This is a genomic window from Chryseobacterium cucumeris, assembly GCF_016775705.1.
In the GTDB taxonomy this organism is placed as follows: Bacteria; Bacteroidota; Bacteroidia; order Flavobacteriales; family Weeksellaceae; genus Chryseobacterium; species Chryseobacterium cupriresistens.
Genome location: NZ_CP068760.1, coordinates 349,471 through 372,712 on the forward strand (window position 1 = coordinate 349,471; position 23,242 = coordinate 372,712).

The 23,242-nt window shown below is 36.7% G+C and carries 15 protein-coding genes; 6 read left to right on the forward strand and 9 right to left on the reverse strand.

Annotation, left to right across the window (positions count from 1 at the left end; translation table 11 throughout):
• Nucleotides 1-177 precede the first annotated feature (177 nt).
• From JNG87_RS01635 to JNG87_RS01645, 3 genes are all read right to left on the reverse strand, one after another.
• Nucleotides 178-1,206, reverse strand: a complete 1,029-nt coding sequence (locus JNG87_RS01635) for a hypothetical protein (protein WP_202841335.1) — start codon at nucleotides 1,204-1,206, stop codon at nucleotides 178-180.
• A 254-nt stretch (nucleotides 1,207-1,460) separates the two neighbouring features.
• Entirely contained in the window at nucleotides 1,461-2,000 is a 540-nt protein-coding gene (locus tag JNG87_RS01640) for a hypothetical protein (RefSeq protein WP_202841336.1), read from the reverse strand.
• Nucleotides 2,001-2,197: 197 nt separating this feature from the next.
• Nucleotides 2,198-3,493, reverse strand: a complete 1,296-nt coding sequence (locus JNG87_RS01645) for a hypothetical protein (RefSeq protein ID WP_202841337.1) — start codon at nucleotides 3,491-3,493, stop codon at nucleotides 2,198-2,200.
• A 584-nt stretch (nucleotides 3,494-4,077) separates the two neighbouring features.
• Between JNG87_RS01645 and JNG87_RS01650 the strand changes: the two genes are divergently transcribed.
• Nucleotides 4,078-5,499 (forward strand): tetratricopeptide repeat protein, encoded by a 1,422-nt coding sequence (locus JNG87_RS01650; protein ID WP_202841339.1) that lies wholly within the window; start codon nucleotides 4,078-4,080, stop codon nucleotides 5,497-5,499.
• Nucleotides 5,500-5,566: 67 nt separating this feature from the next.
• Here JNG87_RS01650 and JNG87_RS01655 read toward each other — a convergent pair whose 3' ends face one another.
• From JNG87_RS01655 to JNG87_RS01665, 3 genes are all read right to left on the reverse strand, one after another.
• Complete coding sequence (locus JNG87_RS01655; RefSeq protein ID WP_202841341.1) at nucleotides 5,567-6,199, reverse strand: HdeD family acid-resistance protein; 633 nt, start codon at nucleotides 6,197-6,199, stop codon at nucleotides 5,567-5,569.
• Nucleotides 6,200-6,467: 268 nt separating this feature from the next.
• Nucleotides 6,468-7,886 (reverse strand): amino acid permease, encoded by a 1,419-nt coding sequence (locus tag JNG87_RS01660; protein ID WP_110008126.1) that lies wholly within the window; start codon nucleotides 7,884-7,886, stop codon nucleotides 6,468-6,470.
• Between the two features lie 281 nt (nucleotides 7,887-8,167).
• Nucleotides 8,168-8,461 carry a helix-turn-helix domain-containing protein gene (locus tag JNG87_RS01665; protein WP_202841343.1) on the reverse strand — a complete coding sequence of 98 codons (294 nt, stop codon included), beginning with the start codon at nucleotides 8,459-8,461 and terminating at the stop codon, nucleotides 8,168-8,170.
• 184 nt (nucleotides 8,462-8,645) lie between these two features.
• Here JNG87_RS01665 and ccoN point away from each other — a divergent pair, with 184 nt between their 5' ends.
• The 5 genes from ccoN (at nucleotide 8,646) to JNG87_RS01690 (ending at nucleotide 20,420) form a co-directional block, all read left to right on the forward strand.
• The gene (gene ccoN, locus JNG87_RS01670; RefSeq protein ID WP_202841345.1) at nucleotides 8,646-10,925 is read left to right on the forward strand and encodes a cytochrome-c oxidase, cbb3-type subunit I; all 2,280 of its coding nucleotides are present in this window, start codon (nucleotides 8,646-8,648) and stop codon (nucleotides 10,923-10,925) included.
• A gap of 19 nt (nucleotides 10,926-10,944) precedes the next feature.
• A complete protein-coding gene (locus tag JNG87_RS01675; protein ID WP_202841347.1) occupies nucleotides 10,945-11,832 on the forward strand; it encodes a cbb3-type cytochrome c oxidase N-terminal domain-containing protein in 888 nt (295 codons plus the stop codon).
• A gap of 290 nt (nucleotides 11,833-12,122) precedes the next feature.
• Complete coding sequence (locus JNG87_RS01680) at nucleotides 12,123-17,150, forward strand: translocation/assembly module TamB domain-containing protein (protein WP_202841349.1); 5,028 nt, start codon at nucleotides 12,123-12,125, stop codon at nucleotides 17,148-17,150.
• Complete coding sequence (locus tag JNG87_RS01685) at nucleotides 17,150-19,477, forward strand: BamA/TamA family outer membrane protein (RefSeq protein WP_202841351.1); 2,328 nt, start codon at nucleotides 17,150-17,152, stop codon at nucleotides 19,475-19,477. The genes JNG87_RS01680 and JNG87_RS01685 overlap by 1 nt, the downstream gene beginning before the upstream one ends.
• A gap of 1 nt (nucleotide 19,478) precedes the next feature.
• Nucleotides 19,479-20,420, forward strand: coding sequence for a YihY/virulence factor BrkB family protein (locus tag JNG87_RS01690; RefSeq protein WP_202841353.1), 942 nt, complete (start codon nucleotides 19,479-19,481; stop codon nucleotides 20,418-20,420).
• Nucleotides 20,421-20,545: 125 nt separating this feature from the next.
• On the opposite strand, the gene argS is transcribed toward JNG87_RS01690, so the two are convergent.
• From argS to JNG87_RS01700, 3 genes are all read right to left on the reverse strand, one after another.
• Nucleotides 20,546-22,306: an arginine--tRNA ligase gene (argS, locus tag JNG87_RS01695; protein WP_202841355.1), complete on the reverse strand. Its 1,761-nt coding sequence runs from the start codon at nucleotides 22,304-22,306 to the stop codon at nucleotides 20,546-20,548.
• Nucleotides 22,307-22,461: 155 nt separating this feature from the next.
• The gene (locus JNG87_RS21765; RefSeq protein WP_330743303.1) at nucleotides 22,462-22,611 is read right to left on the reverse strand and encodes a bacteriocin-like protein; all 150 of its coding nucleotides are present in this window, start codon (nucleotides 22,609-22,611) and stop codon (nucleotides 22,462-22,464) included.
• Between the two features lie 177 nt (nucleotides 22,612-22,788).
• Nucleotides 22,789-23,241, reverse strand: coding sequence for a lipocalin family protein (locus JNG87_RS01700; protein ID WP_202841357.1), 453 nt, complete (start codon nucleotides 23,239-23,241; stop codon nucleotides 22,789-22,791).
• Nucleotide 23,242: the final 1 nt, after the last annotated feature.

The window sequence follows — 23,242 nt, forward strand, 5'->3', positions numbered from 1 at the left end:
ATAATAAAAGCTCCCATCTTTTAACGGGAGTTTTCTATTCTTCTAAAGAAAGACAATACATCTCAAAATCAAGCATTTACTTCTTTTACAAAAGCATTATATCAGATCGCATAAAAAAGACCTTTCATTGAGGTCTTTTTTTATAATAGCATGCTGTACTTTTATATTCTGTAAAAACTAAAAAAGTCTTGTAAGGATCACTTTATACTGTAAGCTTGCATCTCCATTGTTAGTAAGATCTATTGTTCCGGCTGTGGGCATTGTTAATGTATAATTAAATGCAATGTTAGTACCTCCTGCAGCACAATTTGGAATGCCTGACCAAACAACTGATGTTGTATATCTGTTTACTTCAGTAAAAGCAGGCGCTTTATCGGTGGTGTCAGTGTTTAAACTTCCATCCATTCCTTTAATAGAGAAAGAATTGTTAAGAGCATTATTAGTGACGTAATACTCTGCAATACCAATACGCCCACAAGTATTGCTGACATTGACCACAGCTTTATATACCGCATTATTGGCAAGTCCTGCAATCAAAGTATTTGTAGCACCTGGTGCTATGGTAACGGTGTTATTAATAACCGTTCCATAAATGTTATCAACAGCTTTATTCAGGACACCATTTGCGTCTGAATATACCGGCGTAATAAGGGTAGCGCCTGCAGCTACATCTATGGTTCTTACTCTGGTACTACCGGCAACATCCAAGGTATTGGTAGGAGTATTGGTAGCAACACCTATATTACCCAGGGTTAGATCCATTGCCCAATCACTTCCCCCAGGAATACGGGAAATAATAAATACCCCGTTATTCCCGTTGAAATTAGGATTTATACCCATTACTGCCTGTTTTACTCCCGTAGTTCCCGTAGTTCTTAAGATCGATAATAAGGAGTTATTGGCGATAGGATTTTCTATCAGCAATCCCGTATTGGTAGCTTCACCTCCTCCAATACCTGTGGCTGTTCCCTTATTTTTTATATGGAGATTCGATAAGGGTGTGAGATTACCGATACCTACATTTCCTGCCGAGGTTACTGTGAAGTCATTGGCTTGTTGTACGTCATTAGGAACACCGGTTGCAGGATTATCTTTTGCCCCATCTACATGGAGCATGCCTTGAGGGTTTGATGTATTTATCCCTACCTGTGAAAACCCAATGACAGAAAACAATATCATTGCCAAAGAGATTAAATTTTTTTTCATTTTTTAAGATTTAAAATGGTGTAATTTGAGTATTTAATTCAATACATTTATTTATGCTTTTCATTCAAATAAACATATATTAAAACCAAATTTACACTTTTTAATCATTTATAATATTAAATTAACATAAAAAACTTGCGATATAAATAATATTCACAACGCAACAATTATAATTTACAATAGACCTACGCTATAGCAACTCCAGATCTCAAGAGGTAGTATTTTATATTTTGGGAAGTCCATAGTGTATTGTTTTAATTTTTTCGAAAATCGGGTCTTATTATAAAAACAGAGGTTACCGTTATAATCAATATTCCAACTTCTAATAATAGTCCCCATAAACCCGCGATAAAACACCTCAAAATAATTTCGGCTGTAAATTCTGCAGGGTTAGTATCTTTGTTGTACGTCATCCAAATCAGGAGTTCTCCCTGATAGGTAAAGATTCCAGCCCTATAATCCTTGAACACTGCACCTATTTCCTGGTAAAAAATTGATGCAGAACAAACTGTCATATACACACCTATAAGAATAAAAGGAAGAGAGATTAAGAAACTAGAATGTTTAATCTGCTGATTCGTGATATTTCTCTTTAAAATAAACAACAGTTTCCAGATCGGAATAAAGCCGAGAATAAGAAATTCAATTTCAATAAGGATTAAAAAAATCGAAATACAAAGCAAAAATTCGCTGGCATTAAAAAATATTGCTGCCACCAGAGGGACTAAAAATACAAACATTGCAACGGTATTAACGCAAAGTATTATATCTGACAATCCAGTGTTTCTTTTCACTCTAAAGCTCTTATTGTTAATATTTCTAATATTCTGTTTTGTACACGGGTATATTCTTTGTATCTGTCAGGAAAAATAGTAAAACAATAAAAACTACTTTTTCCCAAAACACCTTGAAAAAAAGTAGTTTAAGGCATTAATTGCACTTTATACCATCTGATAAATATAAAATATCCTGAACCTGATATCCTTTTATATTAATTTACTGCAACAGCATAAATCGCATTTTCAGACCATACTCCTCCCACTTTACCCAATCCGGCCCCTGTCACAGTACCACTAGCCTGAGTATTCCCTACAATATATCTATACGTTTTGGTTGTCCCGGATGTATTATTAATTTGTACTGTACCCGTAGCAACACTATATTTTTGTCCACCATTAAATGGTCCTTCCAATTGAAAACTCATTAAAGTAGGTCTTATGACATCTGCTGACTGAGTGCCTGTTTGTCCAATGGTTGTAAGATTTGCTTCTGAGAAAGTACTTCTTACAAACATCCAGTCACTTGCTGTAATTGTTCCCTGCGGTATTAATAATAATGAAATGGTAACCATCCATCTTCCCGGAGGTAAAGTAATGGAAGAACCTGTATATCTAAAATCAGAAAATTGAGAAAATGGTACATCATACCCTCCACCCAATGTTCCTACAGCAACATTTGATGCAGCTCTCTGCCATGTTGCCACTCCATTGGCATCAGAAGTTAATATTTTATTGGCCCCTTGTGTACCATCTACAATTTTCAATGCACCATTCGTTGAGGAACGAACATCCAGCACATTTGTGGGCGCCGTTGTACCAATACCTACTCTGCCATTTTTATTCAAAGTCATTAACGGGTCTCCTGCAGCCGGAGCTCCTGCAAACAACTGTAATACATTAGCAGCATTTCCCAATCCATAAAAATCATCTCCTGCGGCACTGTTCCATAATGCCAGTTTTTTTCCGTTACCGCTTCCCAAATCCAACATATTCTTAGGAGTTGTTGTTCCTATACCCACTCTGTTGGTAACTGCATCTACCGAAAATGTACTTCCATCCACTGAAAAGTGATTGGTTCCTGCGGTAGCAGTACTTGTAAAGGCTAAAGAACTGGTTCCCTGAGCTACTGTACGGGATCCTGTAAGTGTTCCGTTTGAATTGTAAATATTAGTATTTGCAGGAAGGTCCTTCCATGTTGCAACACCATTCGCGTCTGATGTTAAAACTTTGGCATTTCCCTGTGTTCCATCGACAATTTTTAGAGCTCCATTGGCTGTAGAGCGGATATCCAATTTATTGGTAGGGTTTACTGTTCCTACTCCGACATTTCCGTTACTGAGCACTGTAAAATCATTAGCCTGCTGAGCTGTAGTTGGAACTCCTGTTGAAACATTATCTTTGCCACCATCCACATGAAAAGAGCCTTGAGGATTTGGAGTATTTATCCCTACCTGAGAGAAGAATAAATTTGAGAAAAGCATTCCTGATGAAATGATTATTTTTTTCATTTGTTTACGTTTTAAAAAAGGTTTGATGTTAATTTTTTTTCTTGTGTGCATTTAGAATCGTACTGAAAAATATGACCGGTCTGAAATTTTCCAACGTTCGAATTAGATGATGCAAACTTACTGCCTGCAAATAAAAAAAATTCTACATCAAAGACACGTCAAAACACAACTAACTTAAAAACAACAAATTACAATCAACATGAAGTAACTTTGAAGCAAGTAAAAAAAGTGAATTATTAGCTCTTCATGAACAAAATTCAGAGATAAAGAAGGAAATTATAAAGCTCTGTAACTTCAATGGCTTTATCCTTAAAAGGCAGGGACATTACTATCCCCGCCCAAAACACAAACACTTAAGAATGAAAAAAATTTTCGTAGTAAATGTATCAATATTATGTACCCTGATTATTACTTCAAAAATACTTCACAACTCAATGAATTAAAAAACAACATTTTATATATTCAATGGAGTATTTTTGAAGTGTATCTTTTATGAATATTCCAGGTAAAAATTTTTGTTATTGCTTAATTTTTTAAAACATATTCATAAAAAAGTTATTTTTGTTTTAATAATTTTAAAAAATATGTTCCCCAATTTTAGAATTAAAACATTATACCTGATTTTCTTTTCTTTCTCTGCATTTTTTGATGCTCAAGACTATTCTTTTCAGCCTGAACCTATAAAAACAACATGGGAATATAAAAGTAAAGGTGATTTCGAAGGTGCTTTAAAATATAATACCAAGGCTCTTACCCAATATGAAGCGAATGGTGACACCAAAGGAATCATTATGGTATACACGAATATTGGCGGCATATTATGCAATTTCAGCAGATATAAAGAAAGTCTGGAATATCTTGACAAAGCTAAAAAGGAACTTAAAAATATCAGTTCTCCTCTTCTGATAGGAAATTTATATAATGAGTATGGTAAAAATTATACTCAACTGGGATTACTAGAACAATCTAATGCTGCATTCAACAAAGCGGAATATTATATTAAAAAGCTCACTGACGAACGTCAGAGAAAAGCCATTCTGTTTTATAATTATTCTTGGAAGCGTGCGAATTTTGTAAGGATGAAAAATCAGGATTCTTTACAGCATATAGAGAAAAAAATGCTGGCTGTTAACCCCGGAATACTTACTTATACGAGGATCGCTGATGGCTTTATAGCCCAAAAAAAACACCTGGATTCAGCAGAATTCTATATGAATAAGGCCATGCACAGCTTCAGTACTGCAAGAAGAACTGAAAAAGGGATCGCTTTATTTAGTTATGGAGATCTTTATAATGTAAAAGGTGATCAAAAGAAAGCATTAGAATATTATTTAAAAACCATTGATTTCTTCAAACAAACAAAAAACAAAACGGCATTACTTACCGTTTATGACACCATTTCCAGTGTCTACAAATCCCTCAATGAAATTGAAAAATCAAATGACTATTTAAGGCAATACACAGCTCTTAACGACAGTCTCAACAACAATGAAAAAGAAGCTGTAAATCTTGCTGTGAATACATTGGTAGAATTAAATAAAGAAGAAAAAGAAAAAGATAGAAAGACATTTTATGCAATAGCTCTGGTTATTATCGTCATATTTTTAATAGTATTCTATTTTATCCGAAAAATCTATATTCAAAAAGAACTTAAAAAAGATAAAATTATTGAAAAGAAGATTCTTGAAACGGATGTTCTTAAATCGAAAGTAAATGATTCATTTGATGAAATTATACAGCTGATGGAGAACAGAAGTCCCTTGTTTCTGATGCGTTTTAAAGAAGTGTATCCTGAATTTTATGAAAAATTAATTACCCATACCCCCGAACTTACAGAGCATGATGTAAAATTCAGTGCATATATCAGATTAAATCTTACGAATAAAGAAATCTGCCAATATGAAAACATTAGTTTGCGGGGAATAGAAACAAAAAGATACAGACTTAAGAAAAAACTGAAGCTACCCTCAAACACTGAACTTCAGAAGTGGATTCTGGAGCTTTAAGATATTTTGCTTGATTAAAAAAAGACCTCTATTTGAGGTCTTCTTTTGTTTATCATGTAAATATGTATTATTTTTTGAGCTCATCAATTTCTTCCTGTATCGATTTGATTCTATCCCTTAATTCCTGGCTTACTTTCCCTGGAATTTTTTTGACTTTTCTTAAGTCTAAAGCCAGCATAATGGAAGCTATTCCCATAAAAATAAAGGAAACACCGGTAAGGGTAACTAATGAAATTCCCGTAAATACCGGATTGAAAATCAGCAGCAGGGAAAATATAATGCCCCCCACACTGGCAAGAGCAACATTTCCCCAGCTCATTATCCTCATGCTTTTCAGATCAAATGCAAAACCCAGTAATTGAAATGAACGGAACAGCAAAGTAAATCCGATGACAAAAGGAAGTACTGCCATAGAAATCTGAGGATTTGCGATAAGATAAATTCCTATTGCAGTGGTTAATAATCCACTCACTAGAAACCAGCCCCAACCCTGTAGGGATTTGCTGTTCTGTAAGGAAAAAAATATTTCTGTAATTCCTGAAAATAAGAATGAAACACTGAAAAAGATGGAGAGTGTAACATACGTTGCCAGCGGCACACTGAATACATAAAAACCACAAATAAGGAAAAGAATTCCGAAGATTAACGGGATGTACCAGTGCTTTACGGTATTGGTAAAAGTTTGAAATAAATTGGCCATAAGAGTGTTTTTTGGTCATGCCTACTTTTTTGTAACGGTTTTCGGCTTCTCCGCAGATATCACAAACAGATTATAATTTTCACCTGAATTTGAAATATAACGTCTTACTAATATATGAAAAATAAGCGAAAATACGAAGTACTCACTCAATGAATGTTGCATTTCTCCTTCACTTAGAAAGTATCGCTAAAAATTTTCAGAAACAAAAAAGGTGAAAATCTTGTAATTTTCACCTTTCCAAAAACATATTTTTAAATGTCTTTACTATTTAATTCGGTTTATATAATTTATACATCACGAACAAAAAGCCAATCCATATCGGGATCAGAATTACCTGAATTTCCATACCTGTAATACTCATTAACCCTAAAATCAGAATTAAAAATGCAATACAGATATAGTTGGATACCGGATAAAATATAGATGGGAATTTTGAATGTATTCCTTCTGCATTTATTGATTTTTTGAACTTTAAATGGGTGTAGCATATCATCAGCCAGTTGATGATCAGTGTAGATACAACTAAAGCCATCAAATATTCAAAGGCTTTCTCCGGTACCAGTTTATTGATTATAATACAGATTCCTGCGAAGCATGAAGATATAATGATCGCATTGGTGGGAACTGAGTTTTTGTTCAGTTTTTTCAGGAATTTCGGAGCATTTCCCTGCTGAGCCAATCCGAAAAGCATTCTGCTGTTGCTGTAAACACTGCTGTTGTACACTGACAACGCTGCTGTCAGAACGATCAGGTTAAGAACATTCGCTATTAATGTATTAAACTGAATCACTTTCCCAAAAAGGCTGAATTCGAGACCATTCAGATTTTGAAATACCATTACAAACGGGCTGGATCCTTCTGTAATATCTCTCCAGGGACTTAAAGAAAATAAAATAACCAACGCTCCTACATAGAAAATAAGGATTCTGTAGATCACCTGATTGGTTGCCTGTGGAATCGTTTTCTCCGGATTTTTAGCCTCTGCCGCGGTAATTCCGATAAGCTCAAGTCCTCCGAATGAGAACATGATCATTGCCATGGCTGCAAATAGTCCTGAATATCCGTTTTCTGTTTTGTTAAATAATCCTTTTGGAAAAAAACCTCCGTCATTCCACAGATTGGTAATTGTCGCTTTTTCTCCTCCTGTCCCACTTATCAAAAGATAGACTCCGAAAATAATCATCGCAATAATAGCCACCACTTTGATAATGGAAAACCAAAATTCTGTTTCTCCGTAAACTTTTACGGATGCCAGATTAAGCGCATTGATTACCACAAAGAAGAATAAACTGGAAACCCAGAGTGGTATTTCCGGCCACCAAAAATGGATGTAATGTCCGATTGCCGTAAGTTCTGCCATACTCACCAGAATATAGAGAATCCAGTAGTTCCATCCGGAAGCAAATCCCGGAAAATTCCCCCAATATTTGTAGGCAAAGTAGCTAAAACTTCCCGAAACGGGTTCCTGAACGACCATTTCACCCAGCTGACGCATAATAAAAAAGGCAATAATACCTGCTAAAGCATAGCCTAAAATTACGGACGGTCCAGCCAGTACTGCTGCCGGTCCGATTCCCAGAAATAACCCTGTTCCGATGGCTCCACCAAGGGCAATTAATTGTATATGTCGATTTGTTAATCCTCTAACTAAAGTCTCGTTTTGTCCTGTTTTATTTTCGTTGCTCATTAAATGAATTATTCGGTCGCTAAATATATAAAAACTTTTCAGAGAAATTCACATTCTCAGGGGTAAATTGAGAATTCGGTCTCATCCGTATATTTTCTTTTTACATCATTCTAGATAAAGTTCGGAATGCAGTTACAAAAATAGTTTTAACGATTGTAGTTAAGATTCTATTTTAGCCCGTCAACATTAATATTTAACATCTCATTCAGATCAAAAAAAATGATCTCTTTCTATTTTTTGAAAAGAGATCATTCTTAAGAAATTATCTAAGCAATTAAGGTTTATAAAAATTCTTTCGGAACGGAAATATTATTCTTTTTCATGTATTCCAACAGACTTTGGTATTTATCTTCATATTCATCGTTTCCGCACTTATGCGAAATACTGCAGATGTCAGATGGCTTGATTTCTAAAATATCAGATATTTTAGTCAGTATTTCCAGGTTGATCTTCACCTTGGAATTCTCAATATCGGAATATGCCTTTTGGGAAATGCCCATTTCAAAGGCCATATATTCCTGCGTAAGATCTTTGCTCCTACGTATTTTCCTGATATTTTGTCCACATACTTTCATCGTTTTTGTTTTAGTAGTTTTCGGTATATTTTAGAAGATTATCTATTAGCCTCTAACAAAGTTAATAAATACCTTTGGCAAAACATTACACACGTTACATGATATTTATTTTCAACATAGAAAAGGTTTAAAAATACGCCTTTTTTCAGAGAAAATATCACTTCGGTAAACACTATTGGAATTTATGGAGACGCAAAAATTTAATTATGACAATAATATTGTCAGAGCATTCCTCTATGCGACTATCGCATTCGGACTTGTAGGATTTCTGCTGGGGCTTACAGCTGCATTGATGCTTTTTTATCCTGAATTGCCTGAATTTTTATTCGGTACGGATGATACAACTATTAAAAGCTTGGCTTCAGGTAATATTCAGGGGCTAATCAATACACAGGGAGCCATGGGCTTCGGAAGAATCAGAATGCTTCATACCAGTGCCGTAATTTTTGCTTTTGTATGTAATTCCTTTTTCTGCGGTGCTTATTACAGTATGCAGAGGCTTCTTAAAACCAGAATGTATAGTGATACCCTTTCATGGATTCATTTCTGGTCATGGCAGCTGATGATCGTCAGTGTGGTTATTACATTCCTTATGGGAATCAATACTTCTAAAGAATATGCCGAACATGAATGGCCCATCGATATCTTAATTGCATTCTCATGGATCATTTTCGGAATCAATATGTTCGGAACTATTGCCAAAAGAAGAGTAAGACATTTGTACGTAGCCATCTGGTTCTATATGGCAACCTGGCTTGCTGTAGCAATGCTTCACATCTTCAATAACCTGGAAGTTCCGTTATCTTTCACAAGCTGGAAATCTTATTCTGTATATGCAGGTGTAAAAGATGCATTAGTACAATGGTGGTATGGGCACAATGCAGTTGCATTCGTATTAACCACCCCTGTATTAGGTCTTATGTATTACTTTATGCCAAAAGCAGCTCAGCGACCGGTATTCTCATACAAACTATCCATTATTCACTTCTGGTCGCTGATCTTCGTATATCTTTGGGCCGGGCCTCACCACCTGCAATATACAGCTTTACCGGCATGGGCTCAGGCGGTAGGAACAGGGTTTTCTATTATGCTTATTGCTCCGTCATGGGGAGGAATGCTGAATGGTCTTCTTACGTTAAGAGGAGCCTGGGATAAGGTAAGAGAAAATCCGATTCTTAAATTCTTTGTAGTAGCTGTTACATGCTATGGTATGGCTACTTTCGAAGGACCTTTACTCGCTACAAAATCATTAAATAAAATTGGTCACTATACAGACTGGGTTATCGGGCACGTACACATTGGTGCACTCGGATGGAATGGTTTTATGGCATTCGGAATTGTTTATTACCTGGTTCCAATTATGTGGAGAACATCTCTTTGGTCTAAAAAACTGGCCAACTGGCACTTCTGGCTGGGAACTTTAGGAATTATCTTCTATGCAGTTCCAATGTATATTTCAGGATTTACACAAGGATTGATGTGGAAACAGTTCAACCCGGACGGAACTTTATTATGGAAAAACTGGCTGGATACTGTAACAGCTGTCATTCCTTATTATAAAATGAGATTCTTAGGAGGACTATTCTATCTTTCAGGGGCTATCCTGATGGTTGTAAATGTTATTAAAACAATCAAAGCCGGTTCATTCCAGAAAGAAGTTCCTGCAGAAGCTCCTGCCTTAGCCAATATCGGAAGTTCAAGAAAAGAAGGTGAAGGCTTACACCTTTGGCTGGAAAGAACGCCTACTCTTCTTTCTGTATTAGCTTTCATTACAGTAGCAATTGGTGGATTGGTGGAGATTGTTCCTACACTGTCACTGAAGCAAAGTGTTCCGACAATTACTGCTGTAAAACCATACACGCCACTGGAACTGGAAGGTAGAGACTTATATATCCGTGAAGGATGTAACTCATGTCACTCACAAATGATCAGACCTTTCCGTGATGAAGTGGTAAGATTTGAAGGGAAAAACGGACAGTACTCCAAAGCAGGAGAATTCGTATACGACAGACCATTCCTATGGGGATCTAAAAGAACAGGTCCTGATCTTCACAGAGAAGGAGGAAGAAACCCGGATTCATGGCATTTTAAACACATGTATAACCCAAGAATTACTTCTGCCGGTTCCATTATGCCACGTTTCCCATGGTTAATCAGTAATAAACTGGACAGAACACAAATGGTGGATAAAATGAAACTGATGAAAAATGTCTTCGATGTTCCTTATACAAAAGCTCAGATAGATTCTGCCAGCCAATGGGCGGACAACCAGTCCAAAGCAATTGTACAGAGAATTTATTCTGAAGCAACGGATGTAAAAGATCAGATGACTAAAGAAAAAACAGCAAAAGGATCTGCCTATGTACCGCTTGAACACAGAGAAATTGTAGCCATGATTGCTTACCTGCAGAGATTAGGTACAGACATCAAAACAACACAGGTACAGACTGCTAGCGTAGAATAATATTTAAAATTAAACTGCAATGAAAACGAGAACCCCCATTTCAATATATATCGCAACAACGATAGGTTTAACGATCATGGCCTTTGAAATGTTTGCCGGAGATTCAGGATATTTTTCTTCTCCTTTTTTCTGGGCGCTGATACTAATTGCCATTATCCTGCTGCTGATCATGAATTCGATTGGTGACCTGGTAGAAAATGAAAGTTTCAACAGATTATCCGAGGAAGAAAAAAAACAATATCTGGAAGAAAAAAAGATTCCTTATTACCAGAAATTATGGAACTCTGCGTTCAAAAAACAAAGCGCTACAGAAGAAAAAGATATTCTTATCGACCATGGTTTTGATGGAATTACAGAGCTGGACAACTCGCTTCCGAAATGGTGGATTGGCTTATTCTGGTTCGGATGTATTTTCTGTGCCGTATATCTGGTAGCCTTCTCTTTTACAGATTATGCCCATCCGGATGCAGAATACACGAAGGAAACAAAAACCATGCTGGCTTCCATAGAAGAGTATGAGAAAACGGCGCCTCAGATCAATCTGGAATCTGCAAAATACAGTGCTGATAATATTGCCGAAGGACAGGAACTTTTTAAAACAAATTGTGTGACCTGCCACGGAGACGGAGGAAAAGGAGGTATAGGTCCGAACCTTACCGATACCCACTGGATCAATATTAAAGAAAAAAGCTTATTTAAAAATGTATTCTGGATGCTTGAAAACGGCTCTCCGAACAATCCTACCATGAGACCTTTCATTAAAGAAGGAACCATTACCGGAAGAGATGCAGAGAAAATTGCCGCTTATATTTATCACATCAATCAGGAAACCGCTCCTATCACAACGGTACAAGGTGGTGCAGCTCCTCAGGGAGAAGAAGTGAAATGGGAGAACGGAAACAACTAAAATTATTATTATCTATCAATAAACCATGCCACGCCCCCTTCACAACTACTAACATTTGAATTTCATTTTTGCTAACTAACCTTTTCAACATTAAAAAATGATAAAAGGGGGCGTTTTTTAAACATAATAATCCCTGCCTTGACTCGTCTTACTCAACTATTCACTTGACAACTACAAACTAAAAATTCCATAATAAGACAGCCAAGGCAGGATTTTTGCATTCGCAAAGGGTACCACAACAAAGACCAAGTAAAATAGTATTGTTATCTTTGTTAGAAACCTCATCGCATTTGAAACTGAAAATCAACACCACAAAACTCTTAAGGCGTATTGTAATAACCTTTATTTCAATATTGGTTCTTCTTACCCTGTTGATACTAAGCTTAAAGCTTCCAGCCGTTCAAAATTTCATCAAAGACAAACTCATTGTTTACCTTGAGAAAAAAATCAAAACTCCCGTAAGCCTGGAAAGAGTCTATATAGGATTCCCGAACAGCCTTGTCATGGAGAACCTTTATCTCAAAGGGCAGGATGTAGATACTCTTCTGGCAGTGAAGAAACTGGATGTAGGTTTACATATGCTGAAGCTTCTTAATTCTACGGCAGATATTACTTCTGTTGAAATGGAAGGAGCACGTGCCAATGTAGTGAGGAAACCGGATGGCAAATTCAATTTTGATTATATCATTGATGCTTTTGCTTCCAGTGATAAAGAAGAAAGTCCCTCCAAACCCTTTATTATTTCCCTTGATAAAATCAATTTAAAAGATGTTGGGGTAACATTTAACGACCAGCAATCGAAGAATGATATTCAGCTCTATTTTAAGTCATTCGATACCAGAGTTAAAACTTTTGATCTTAACAAAAACAACTATGCTGTTAATGATATCAATCTCGACGGTTTAAAATTAAAGTTAAAGCAGGGACTTGTAGAAGAAGTTGCCAACAAGGTGGAGAAAAAAGTAGATTCTCTTAATGAAAAAAAGCCTATGAATATTGGCTTAAGAGGAATAAAACTTACTCATTTCGACATTGATTACGGCGATGAAAATACAAAGACATTCGCAAAAGTTATCTTCAAAGAACTGAGTACAAAGGTTAATAAACTGGATCTTGAAAACAACGCTTTCAACGTAGCGAATGTATTTCTTTCGGGGGCAGACATTAATGCCAACCTTTATCTTCCCGCTCAGAATGCCAACCCAAAAAAGACCAAAGAACCTGAAATTTCAAAAGTTTCCGATCAGGATAAAGCCATGAAACTGCTTTTAGGAAAACTTGTTCTGAATGATGTGAAGGTCAATTATAACAATACCGCTATCGCTCCCACTAAACAGGGAATGGACTTCAACCACCTTAATTTTTCAAAAATGAACGTGGAGGTGAGAAGCTTCAAAATGGAGAACAACACCTTTGCAGGAACCGTAAACTCAGCAGAAATCAAAGAAGGCAGAGGGCTGGATATTCAAAAGTTCAATACCGATTTTGTGTATGCTGAAAAGGAGGCTTATCTTAAAGATCTTTATCTGCAGACTCCAAAAACACTATTGCGTGATGAGGTTGTTTTAAACTATAATTCTATCGATCAGCTAAGCTCAAACTTAGGTGCTGTAAAGATTTCGGCCAATATCAAAGATTCAAAAATAGGGTTTTCCGATATTCTGAATCTGGTTCCGACATTGAGAAATACGGTTCCATTCAATAAATACCCGAATGCTATCCTGAATGTAAACGCCAATGTAAAAGGAAGCGTTAACGATCTTTTAATTCAGGATCTGAAAGTTTCAGGGCTGGATCAGCTAAGGGTAATGGCTTCCGGAAGGATCAAAAATGCAATGAATCCGGATCAGTTGTATTATGATCTGAGAATCGGGGAATTTTCATCCAATGCCCAAACAATATTCAATCTTGTCCCTAAAAATACAATTCCTTCCAATATTTCACTTCCTTCCCATTTCAGCATCAAAGGAAATGCAAAAGGAACAACGAAAGTGGTGAATACAGATCTTAACCTCTACTCTACTTTGGGGAACGCTGCCATCATCGCACAGGTAGACATGCGCAGAAAAAATCATGAATTATACAATGTAAAGGCTAATCTGCAGGGAATACAGGTTGGGAAAATCATTCAGAATAAAGATATTGGTCCGGTTACGGCACAAATTGCCGCCAAAGGAGAAAGTTTTGATTTCAAAAATGCCAGTGCCGACTTAAAAGGCCATGTTGCTTCCGCAGTCTACAAAGGATATCGTTACCAAAACATGAACCTTACCGGAAAGATCAAAAAAGGAGCTTATCATATTATTTTAGATTCAAAAGACCCGAATGCCAGTCTGCAGCTGACCGCTTCCGGAGTTTATGATGAAAAAAATCCTACGGTAAAAGTGAATGGAGAAGTCATCAAACTGGATGTCAACAAACTTGGTTTCTATGAAAAGCCGATGATCATTGCCGGAAAAATTGATGGAGATTTTACTAGTTTAGATCCGAATAATCTGAATGGATATCTCAACCTTAAAGATTTTGCATTCTCGGATACCAAAGAAGTGTATCCTGTACAGGAAGTTAATCTGAAAGCTTCCTCTACACAGGATTCCACACAAATTGTTTTCAATTCTCAGATTGCAGATGTGGAACTGAAAGGTAAATATAAGCTTACCCAGATTTTTGGAGCTTTAACGCAAACTGTCAATCAGTATTATCAGTTCCAGAAGCCGGATAAAAGTCAAAAAATTGATCCGGGGCAGCATTTTAACTTTACTGCAAAGATTAAAAATGACGATCTGATCAGAAAATTTGTTCCGGATCTGAAAGATTTTGAAACCATTAATCTTGTCGGGAATTATGATGCAGATTCTCAGAAAATTGAAATTGACGGACAAATTCCACGATTATTATATGGTGAAAATACCATTGAAAAAGGGGCTTTAAAAGTAACGAATGAAAATCAGGCATTACAATACAGCATGAATGTTGCTGCCTTGAAAAGCTCAAGTTTTTCTTTAAATAAAATCAATATTGACGGAGATGTTGCGGACAATACCATCCGGTACAACGTTACTACAAAAGACGAGAAAGATGCCACTCAGTTCCTGATTGCAGGAAATGCAAAATCGTTGAATGATATTACAGAAGTTTCTCTTAACCCGAATGGATTGAAACTCAACTATACCGATTGGAATGTTGCAGAAAACAATAAAATTCAGATCAGCAACAAAGGAATTCTGGCGGATAATTTCATTCTTTCCAATGGCAGCAGTGAAATCGCTGTTCAATCTGAAAGCAGCAGCCCAGGCAGCCCTTTGAACATTTCATTGAAAGATTTCAAGATTGAAACCATTACGGAACTTATCAAAAAAGATACAGTTCTGGCTAGAGGAACCATTAACGGGACAGCACAGCTTCGGGATATTACTAAAAATATGACCTTCACTTCCGATCTGAATATTTCTGACCTGATTGTCTATGGAAGTCCTGTCGGAAATCTTGCTGTAAAAGTAAACAATGCTTCACCGAAAGTTTTAAATGCAGATATTGCCCTTTCCGGAAATAACAATGACGTAAAAATCCTTGGAGATTACAATACCTCTTCCAGTACTTTCGACCTGAATATGGCGATTAATCAGCTTCAGATGAAGAGTATTCAGGGATTCTCCATGAATGCCATTACCAATACGGAAGGTTATCTTTCAGGAAACTTAAAGATTACCGGAACGAGTGACAAACCTAATATTTCAGGAAAAGTAAAATTCAATGATGCCGGATTGGAAATTGCCAAAACGGGAAGTGATTTCAGACATCTGAGTGATGAAATAGACTTTACCAGTCAGGGAATAGAGTTTGATCAATTTAAAATCAAAGATAAAGACGGAAATGCCCTTGTAGTGGACGGGCAGGTTCTGACACAGACATACAGGGATTTTGCTTTTAACCTTAATGTAAATGCAAAAGATTTTAAAGTAGTTAATTCGGAGAAATCCAATGATGCGATCATGTATGGTATTCTGGCCATTGATGCCGGACTTCATATCCGCGGGAACCTTGATCTTCCAAAGGTAGACGGAAGGTTAAGCGTGGCAGACAACACCGATTTCACTTTTGTTCTTCCTCAATCCAGCCCTTCTTTGCAGGAGAGAGATGGTATTGTAGAATTTGTGGATCAGGATCAGGTGGTTTTAAACAAAACGATCAAAGCTGATTCTCTTAATGCACAGAGCCGTATCAAAGGAATGGATGTAAGTGTTAATATTGAAGTCAGCAAAGAGGCAAAACTATCATTGATCATTGATAAAGCCAATGGTGATTTTGTACAGCTTCAGGGTGAAGCAGAATTAACCGGAGGAATAGATCCGTCAGGAAAAACCACATTGGTAGGTGTATATGAAGTGGAAAAAGGAAGCTATGATCTTTCGGTAAGTTTCCTGAAGCGTAAATTTGACATCCAGAAAGGCAGTACCATTACATGGACAGGTGAACCTACGATGGCTCAAATGGATATTACCGCCGTTTATAAAACAGAAGCTCCGCCTATTGACCTTGTGGAACAGCAGATCAGTGGAGAGAGTGCCTCAACAATGAATCAGTTTAAGCAGAGGGTTCCTTTTAATGCCTTGTTAAAAATGAAAGGGGAATTATTGAAACCTCAGCTTACTTTCGATATTACTACTGATGAAAAAAATAATTCTGTATCTACGAATGTAAAAGATGTTGTAGATCAGAAGCTGGCCCAGATCAGAACCCAGGAGTCTGAGCTGAACAAACAGGTGTTTGCCTTATTGCTTCTGAACCGTTTTATCGGAGAAAATCCATTTGAAAGCGGTGCCGGAATGTCTGCAGAGACCATGGCAAGGCAGAGTGTAAGTAAGATCCTGTCCCAGCAGCTGAATAATCTTGCAGCAGGGCTGATTAAAGGAGTAGATCTTAATTTTGGTCTTGATTCTTCAGAAGATTATTCCACCGGAGAAAAAAATACCCGAACTGATCTTAACGTCGATATCAGTAAAAAACTGTTGAATGACCGACTGAAAGTAACGGTAGGAAGTAATTTCGGACTGGAAGGCCAGGCCCGCCAGAATGAAAATATGACCAATATTGCTGGTAACGTTTCTGTAGATTACAGTCTTTCCAAAGATGGAAGATATATGTTACGGGCGTATCGTAAGGATGAATATCAGGTAGCTCTTCAGGGCCAGATCATAGAAACCGGAGTTGGATTCATTATTACATTGGATTATGACAAATTCCGGGAGATTTTCCAGAAATCCAAAGAGAAGAAGCCGAAAAAAAATCAAAATAACCAAGTGGTAGAATTTAAATAATGAATAGTAAGTTCCATATATATTGTAAGTATCTGTTGGTTTCCGGAATGGCATCCACGGTAATCTCGTGCAGCAACACCAGGTTTTTGAAAGAAGGCCAGATGCTCTATACGGGAGCCAAAGTAAAGATTGAAAATGATACGATTTCCAAGAAAGAAAAAAAAGATCTTGAGTCTGCACTGGAAGCAAACCTCACCCCAAAGCCTAATTCTACATTTCTGGGATTGCGCCCAAAGCTGTATTTCTATAACATAGCCAAGGAGCCTAAAAAAGACAAAGGTTTTAATTACTGGCTTAAGTACAAAGTGGGTGAAAAACCAGTATTATTGGGAGATGTAGATCGTGAGTTCAATAAAGATATCATTGAAAATTATTCTGAAAACAAAGGATATTTTAATGCCAGAGCAACTTATGATACGGTTTCAAAGAATAAAAAAGCTCAGGTTATTTATACAGTAAGACCTGGCTCAAGATATCTGATAGACGGTGTAAAATTCCAGAAAGATTCTACACTGGTTAATCAGGAAATTCAAAACCTTACGGATAAAACTCTTCTTAAAAACGGAAAACCGTTTGATCTGGATGTCATCAAAGCAGAAAGAGAAAGAATTGACAACAGGTTAAAGGAAAGAGGTTTTTATTATTTTCATCCTGATAATATTATCGTGCAGGCCGACAGTACGGTGAGTAAGAATCATAAAGTTGAGCTTAATGTAAAACTGAAGGATAACACGCCTGATTTGGCAACGCAGCAGTTCAGTATTGATAATGTTATTGTATTTCCCAATTACAATATCCAGGATGTGAAAGATGGTAAATACAGCATCCCGATGGATAAAGATTCTCTTTCCAAATATCGCTTCGATGACATTTACGTCATTGATCCGCAGCATAAATTCAAACCGAAGATTTTTGACAGAGCCTTATATTTCAAAAAAGGAGATCTTTACAACCGTTCCAACCACAATCTTACCCTGAACCGATTGATCAGTCTGGGAGTATTCAAATTTGTAAAAAATGAATTCATCGTATCTGATTCTTTAGACCATAAATTTGATGCCTATTATTTATTAACTCCAAGACAAGTCCAATCACTCCGTCTGGAAGCTTTGGGAAGAACCAATTCCGCCAACTATGCGGGTAGTGAGTTGAACCTGAACTGGACCCATCGAAATTTCTTCAGGGGTGCGGAACAATTTAAAGCAGCCATCTACGGAGCTTTTGATTTCCAGATGGGAGGTGCCCAGAATGCCAATAATATTTTCCGTGCAGGAACAAATGTACAGCTTTCGATTCCGAGAATTGTAGCACCATTCCGTTTTCATTCTTCCAGTGAATTTGTTCCCAGAACGAATATCACATTGGGATATGAATTCCAGAACAGAACACAATATTATACCCTAAATAATTTCACCGGATCATTCGGATATATGTGGAAAGAAAATGCAAGGAAAGAACATGATCTGAAAGTGATTGATATTACTTTGGTATCCCCGGCAAATGTTACCGCAGAATATGATTCAATATCAAAGAAGAATCCAGCTATGGCAAGAGTTGTAGCAAAGCAGCTTATTTTTGGACCTACCTATTCTTATACCTATACCAATACCATGCTGCCAAAGACCAATACCGTCTATTATAAAGGAACGCTGGATCTGGCAGGAAATATTACGGGACTGGTTACCGGAGCTGATGTAAAAAAAGATAAGGAAAAGAAAATATTTGGAATTCCTTTCAGCCAATATGTAAAGATTGAAAACGATTTCAGATTCTATCATAAGTTCAGTGAAAAGTCTTCACTGGCTACGAGATTTATCGGAGGAATTGCCTATCCATACGGAAATTCAGAATTTGTCCCTTTCTCCAAACAATTTTTCTCAGGAGGAAGCAACAGTATCAGAGCATTCCGTGCAAGAACATTAGGGCCGGGAAGTTTTGATCCGAGAACGATAGAACCGGGGGCTTATTTTGACCAGTCCGGGGATATCAAACTGGAATTAAATGCAGAGTACCGTGCCAATCTTTATAAGTTCTTAAATGCTGCCGTTTTTGTAGATGCCGGAAACATCTGGCTGCTTCACGATGATGAAATCAGACCCGGGGCTAAGTTTTCAAAAGATTTTTTAAATGAAATTGCGGTGGGAGCCGGAGTAGGTCTGAGACTGGATTTTTCAATCCTGATTCTAAGACTGGATCTTGCCATGCCACTGAGAGTTCCTTACTATCAGAAAGGAGACAGATGGGCCTTCGATAAAATCAATTTCGGAGACTCAAGTTGGAGAAAAGACAATCTTGTTTTAAATATTGCCATCGGATATCCATTTTAATATGATTAAAACTGCCAAATTTTTCTGGGAAGTTCTGAAAGACACCTTTACAGAATGGAACAATTCTTCCGCATCAAAAGATTCAGCAAGTCTTGCGTATTATGCCATCTTTTCTATCCCGGGATTATTGATCATTATTATCTGGGTACTTGGAAATTTCTTTGGGGAAGAAGCCATTCGCGGGCAGATCAGCACACAGATCAGTGGTATAATGGGCCCGGATGTAGCGAAAAGTATTGAAGATATGCTCGCTGGTGCTTTGATTGACAAAAAAAATATTTTTATGAAGGCAGTAGGGGTCGGATCATTGGTTTTCGGTTCTACGACCCTTTTTTTTCAGCTTCAGCATTCATTAAATACACTTTGGGAAGTAGAAGCTGCTCCCAAAAAGGCATTAGTCAAATTTTTACTGGACAGGGCGAATTCTTTGGGAATGATCCTTATTCTGGGATTTCTTCTGATGATCACCATGATTTTATCTTCTCTGATCAGCCTTTTTAATACGATTATCACGCAATATTTTGGTTTTGAAACGTATATGCTGGTAGAGTTTGTCAACTTCGGCGTCGGCTTTGGTCTTGTGATGCTGTTATTTGCTTTGATGTTTAAAGTACTGCCCGATGTTTTAGTCAGCTGGAAACCGGTATGGAAAGGAGCATTTCTGACGACTGTTTTATTTACCCTAGGAAAGTTTTTATTAAGTCTTTATTTTAACCAGGTAAAACCTACTTCAGCCTTTGGCGCTGCAGGAACAGTCATTCTGATTATGATGTGGATCAATTATTCCTGTATGCTGATATTCTTCGGCGCAGAATTTACTAAAGTTTATACTTATAAAAAGGGATATAAAGTAGTTCTTTCCAAACATGCACGATGGACTCCTGCTAAGTTGTACGCGGATAGTCTGAAACAGATGCAGGGTGAAAGTAGTGATAAAATGTAAATTTGGGTTGCGAGGTTCGGGTTGCGAGATTTTGAGATCCGGGATATTTCTGATGCGAGATTATTGATATATAAAAAATAGAAAGAAAGCCTCCTGAAAAATTTCAGGAGGCTTTCTTTCTATTTTTACATTCTGTTTACGGTTCCGATTCCCAAGAGTTCCAACGATTTTTTAATCGTCTTTGCTGTGAGATCTGATATATTTAAACGGAATTGTTTTAAATTCTCATCTTCCAGTTTCAGAATAATATTACTTTGATAGAACGAATTATAAGATTTAGCCAGATCATAAACATAATTGGCAATCAGGGCCGGGCTCAATGCATCTGCTGCTCTTTCAACAATTGTTTTGTAACTGGTCAAAAGCATAATCAGTTCTTTTTCATACTGGTTTAAAGTTACATCCGATATTTCTTTATACTGGTAATCTGCTTTTGCCAGCAAAGACTGCGTACGAGCGTAGGTATATTGAATAAACGGTCCTGTATTTCCATTAAATTCAATACTTTCTGCCGGATTGAACAACATCTTTTTCTTAGGATCCACTTTCAGCATGAAATATTTGAGTGCTCCCATTCCAATGATTTCATAAGAAGCTACTTTTGCTTCTTCTGAAAGACCTTCAAGTTTTCCCTGTTCTATAGCTTTTAATTTTGCCGTTTCATGCATTTCTGCCATCAGGTCGTCTGCATCTACAACGGTTCCTTCACGGGATTTCATTTTGCCTTCAGGAAGTTCAACCATACCATAAGAAAGGTGGAATAACTGATTTGCCCACTCATACCCCAGTCTTTTAAGAATCTTAAATAAAACCTGGAAGTGATAATCCTGTTCGTTTCCTACAGTATAGATTAATTTTTGGATATTATTTTGCTTAAAACGCTCCACTGCCGTTCCAAGATCCTGAGTCATATAGACTGAAGTACCGTCTGAACGAAGTAACAGCTTCTGATCAAGCCCTTCATCGGTAAGGTCACACCAAACAGAACCGTCTTCTTTCTGATACAAAACGCCTTTATCCAATCCTGCCTGAATAAGATCTTTTCCTAAAATATAGGTATTGCTTTCATACTGAACCTGGTCAAAATCAACACCTAATCTCTTATACGTTTCATTGAATCCTTTGTAAACCCATGAGTTCATTTCTGCCCAAAGCGCTCTCACTGTTTCATCTCCACTTTCCCAATCCAACAACATCTTCTGAGCTTCCTTCATTACCGGAGCATCTTTTTTAGCCTGCTCTTCTCCTACCCCTTGTTCTACAAGCTCTGCAATTTCTTTTTTATAATTTTTGTCAAATTCTACATAATAGTTTCCAACAAATTTGTCTCCTTTGGTATCGGTTGTTTCAGGAGTTGCTCCGTTCCCGAATTTCTCCCATGCCAGCATAGATTTACAGATATGAATACCTCTGTCATTGATAATCTGGGTTTTGATTACATCATATCCAGCCTCTTTTAAAATCTGAGCAACTGAGAATCCTAATAAATTATTTCTGATATGCCCTAAGTGCAATGGTTTGTTGGTATTCGGTGAAGAATATTCTACCATTACCGTAGCATTTTTCTTTTCTATAGTGGAAAAATTCTTGCTTACAGATCTGAAGTTGTCCACAAACAGCTGGTTTTTCACTTTAACATTCAGGAAACCTTTCACTACATTAAAGCTTTCGAAAAGTTCCGTCTGTTCTGTTAACGCTTCACCTAATTCAACCCCGATACTCTCAGGATTTTTTTTCAATTGTTTGACCAACGGGAAAGTAACAATAGTAAAATCACCCTCAAATTCCGTTTTATTCTCCTGAACTTCCAGCTTGATGTCTTTTAACTGATATACATTTAAAATGATCTCCGAAAGTTTTTGTTCTATAATATCTTTAATATTCATGTGTTCGTACTTATTTTTCAAAGGCCATATGTAATAGCCCGTATTTCATTTCAAAATTTTGAAGTACAAATATACGGAAAGAGTTCGGTAACAATTACCGAACTCTTTTATTAATTCATAAACGTTATTCCTGTAGCTTTTAAGCTATAGAGCTATTAATAACATTTGTCGGGATTGTAAATTCTACAAGGTCCATTTTCTGTGTACTGACAAGTTCCTTCCGGACAACTCTGTCCTGGCTGGGGAACCCATCCACCTGCAATTTTTTTTAATTCTGATTTCGATAATTTTTTTAGATTTTTCATAATAATACTTTTTTAATTTAGTTGTAAAGGCTGTAAAAGTCTCATTAGACCAAGATAATAAATTAATATGAAATAAAAAATCAATTTAAAAATAATCTCACATATCTATCCAATCGATATCATTGACCTTACGTTATACAAATAAAAAAAACCGCCCGAAGGCGGTTTTTATAAGGATTATTGTTTAACAAAAACTAAAATTGCATTATCATTTCCAGGTGTATCATCTAAATCTTTAGAATTATCTGAAATTCTTAACTCAAAATCATCAAATGACTGAACAGTTCTCTTTAATGTTTTTACAGTTCCTGCCTCACTATAAGTTAGTGTTAAGTTGCTATTATCAAAGCTCCACATACCACTGTAAGATTCAGCAAGACCACAATTACCGGAATTAACAAGATTGTACCTTTCATAGACACCTGAAAAATCTGTATTGATTGATATTTGGCCCTTTTTCTCACACTCATTTAACAAAATTGTCTTTCCTCTAAATTCATATTTATATGGTTTCCAATTTCCAGTGATGTTGACACTGTCTTCTATAATACTAATATCATCATTGCTAGAAGAACATGAGGTAAAAACCATAAAGAGAAAAACCCCTATAAAAAATTTTATATAACGCATT

Bases quoted from the DNA above. Each gene is read 5' to 3' on its own strand.
- JNG87_RS01635 (WP_202841335.1), bottom strand. From the start codon at position 1,206: ATGAAAAAAAATTTAATCTCTTTGGCAATGATATTGTTTTCTGTCATT.
- JNG87_RS01645 (WP_202841337.1), bottom strand. From the start codon at position 3,493: ATGAAAAAAATAATCATTTCATCAGGAATGCTTTTCTCAAATTTATTC.
- JNG87_RS01650 (WP_202841339.1), top strand. From the start codon at position 4,078: ATGTTCCCCAATTTTAGAATTAAAACATTATACCTGATTTTCTTTTCT.
- JNG87_RS01655 (WP_202841341.1), bottom strand. From the start codon at position 6,199: ATGGCCAATTTATTTCAAACTTTTACCAATACCGTAAAGCACTGGTAC.
- JNG87_RS01660 (WP_110008126.1), bottom strand. From the start codon at position 7,886: ATGAGCAACGAAAATAAAACAGGACAAAACGAGACTTTAGTTAGAGGA.
- JNG87_RS01665 (WP_202841343.1), bottom strand. From the start codon at position 8,461: ATGAAAGTATGTGGACAAAATATCAGGAAAATACGTAGGAGCAAAGAT.
- ccoN (WP_202841345.1), top strand. From the start codon at position 8,646: ATGGAGACGCAAAAATTTAATTATGACAATAATATTGTCAGAGCATTC.
- JNG87_RS01675 (WP_202841347.1), top strand. From the start codon at position 10,945: ATGAAAACGAGAACCCCCATTTCAATATATATCGCAACAACGATAGGT.
- JNG87_RS01685 (WP_202841351.1), top strand. From the start codon at position 17,150: ATGAATAGTAAGTTCCATATATATTGTAAGTATCTGTTGGTTTCCGGA.
- JNG87_RS01690 (WP_202841353.1), top strand. From the start codon at position 19,479: ATGATTAAAACTGCCAAATTTTTCTGGGAAGTTCTGAAAGACACCTTT.
- argS (WP_202841355.1), bottom strand. From the start codon at position 22,306: ATGAATATTAAAGATATTATAGAACAAAAACTTTCGGAGATCATTTTA.
- JNG87_RS21765 (WP_330743303.1), bottom strand. From the start codon at position 22,611: ATGAAAAATCTAAAAAAATTATCGAAATCAGAATTAAAAAAAATTGCA.
- JNG87_RS01700 (WP_202841357.1), bottom strand. From the start codon at position 23,241: ATGCGTTATATAAAATTTTTTATAGGGGTTTTTCTCTTTATGGTTTTT.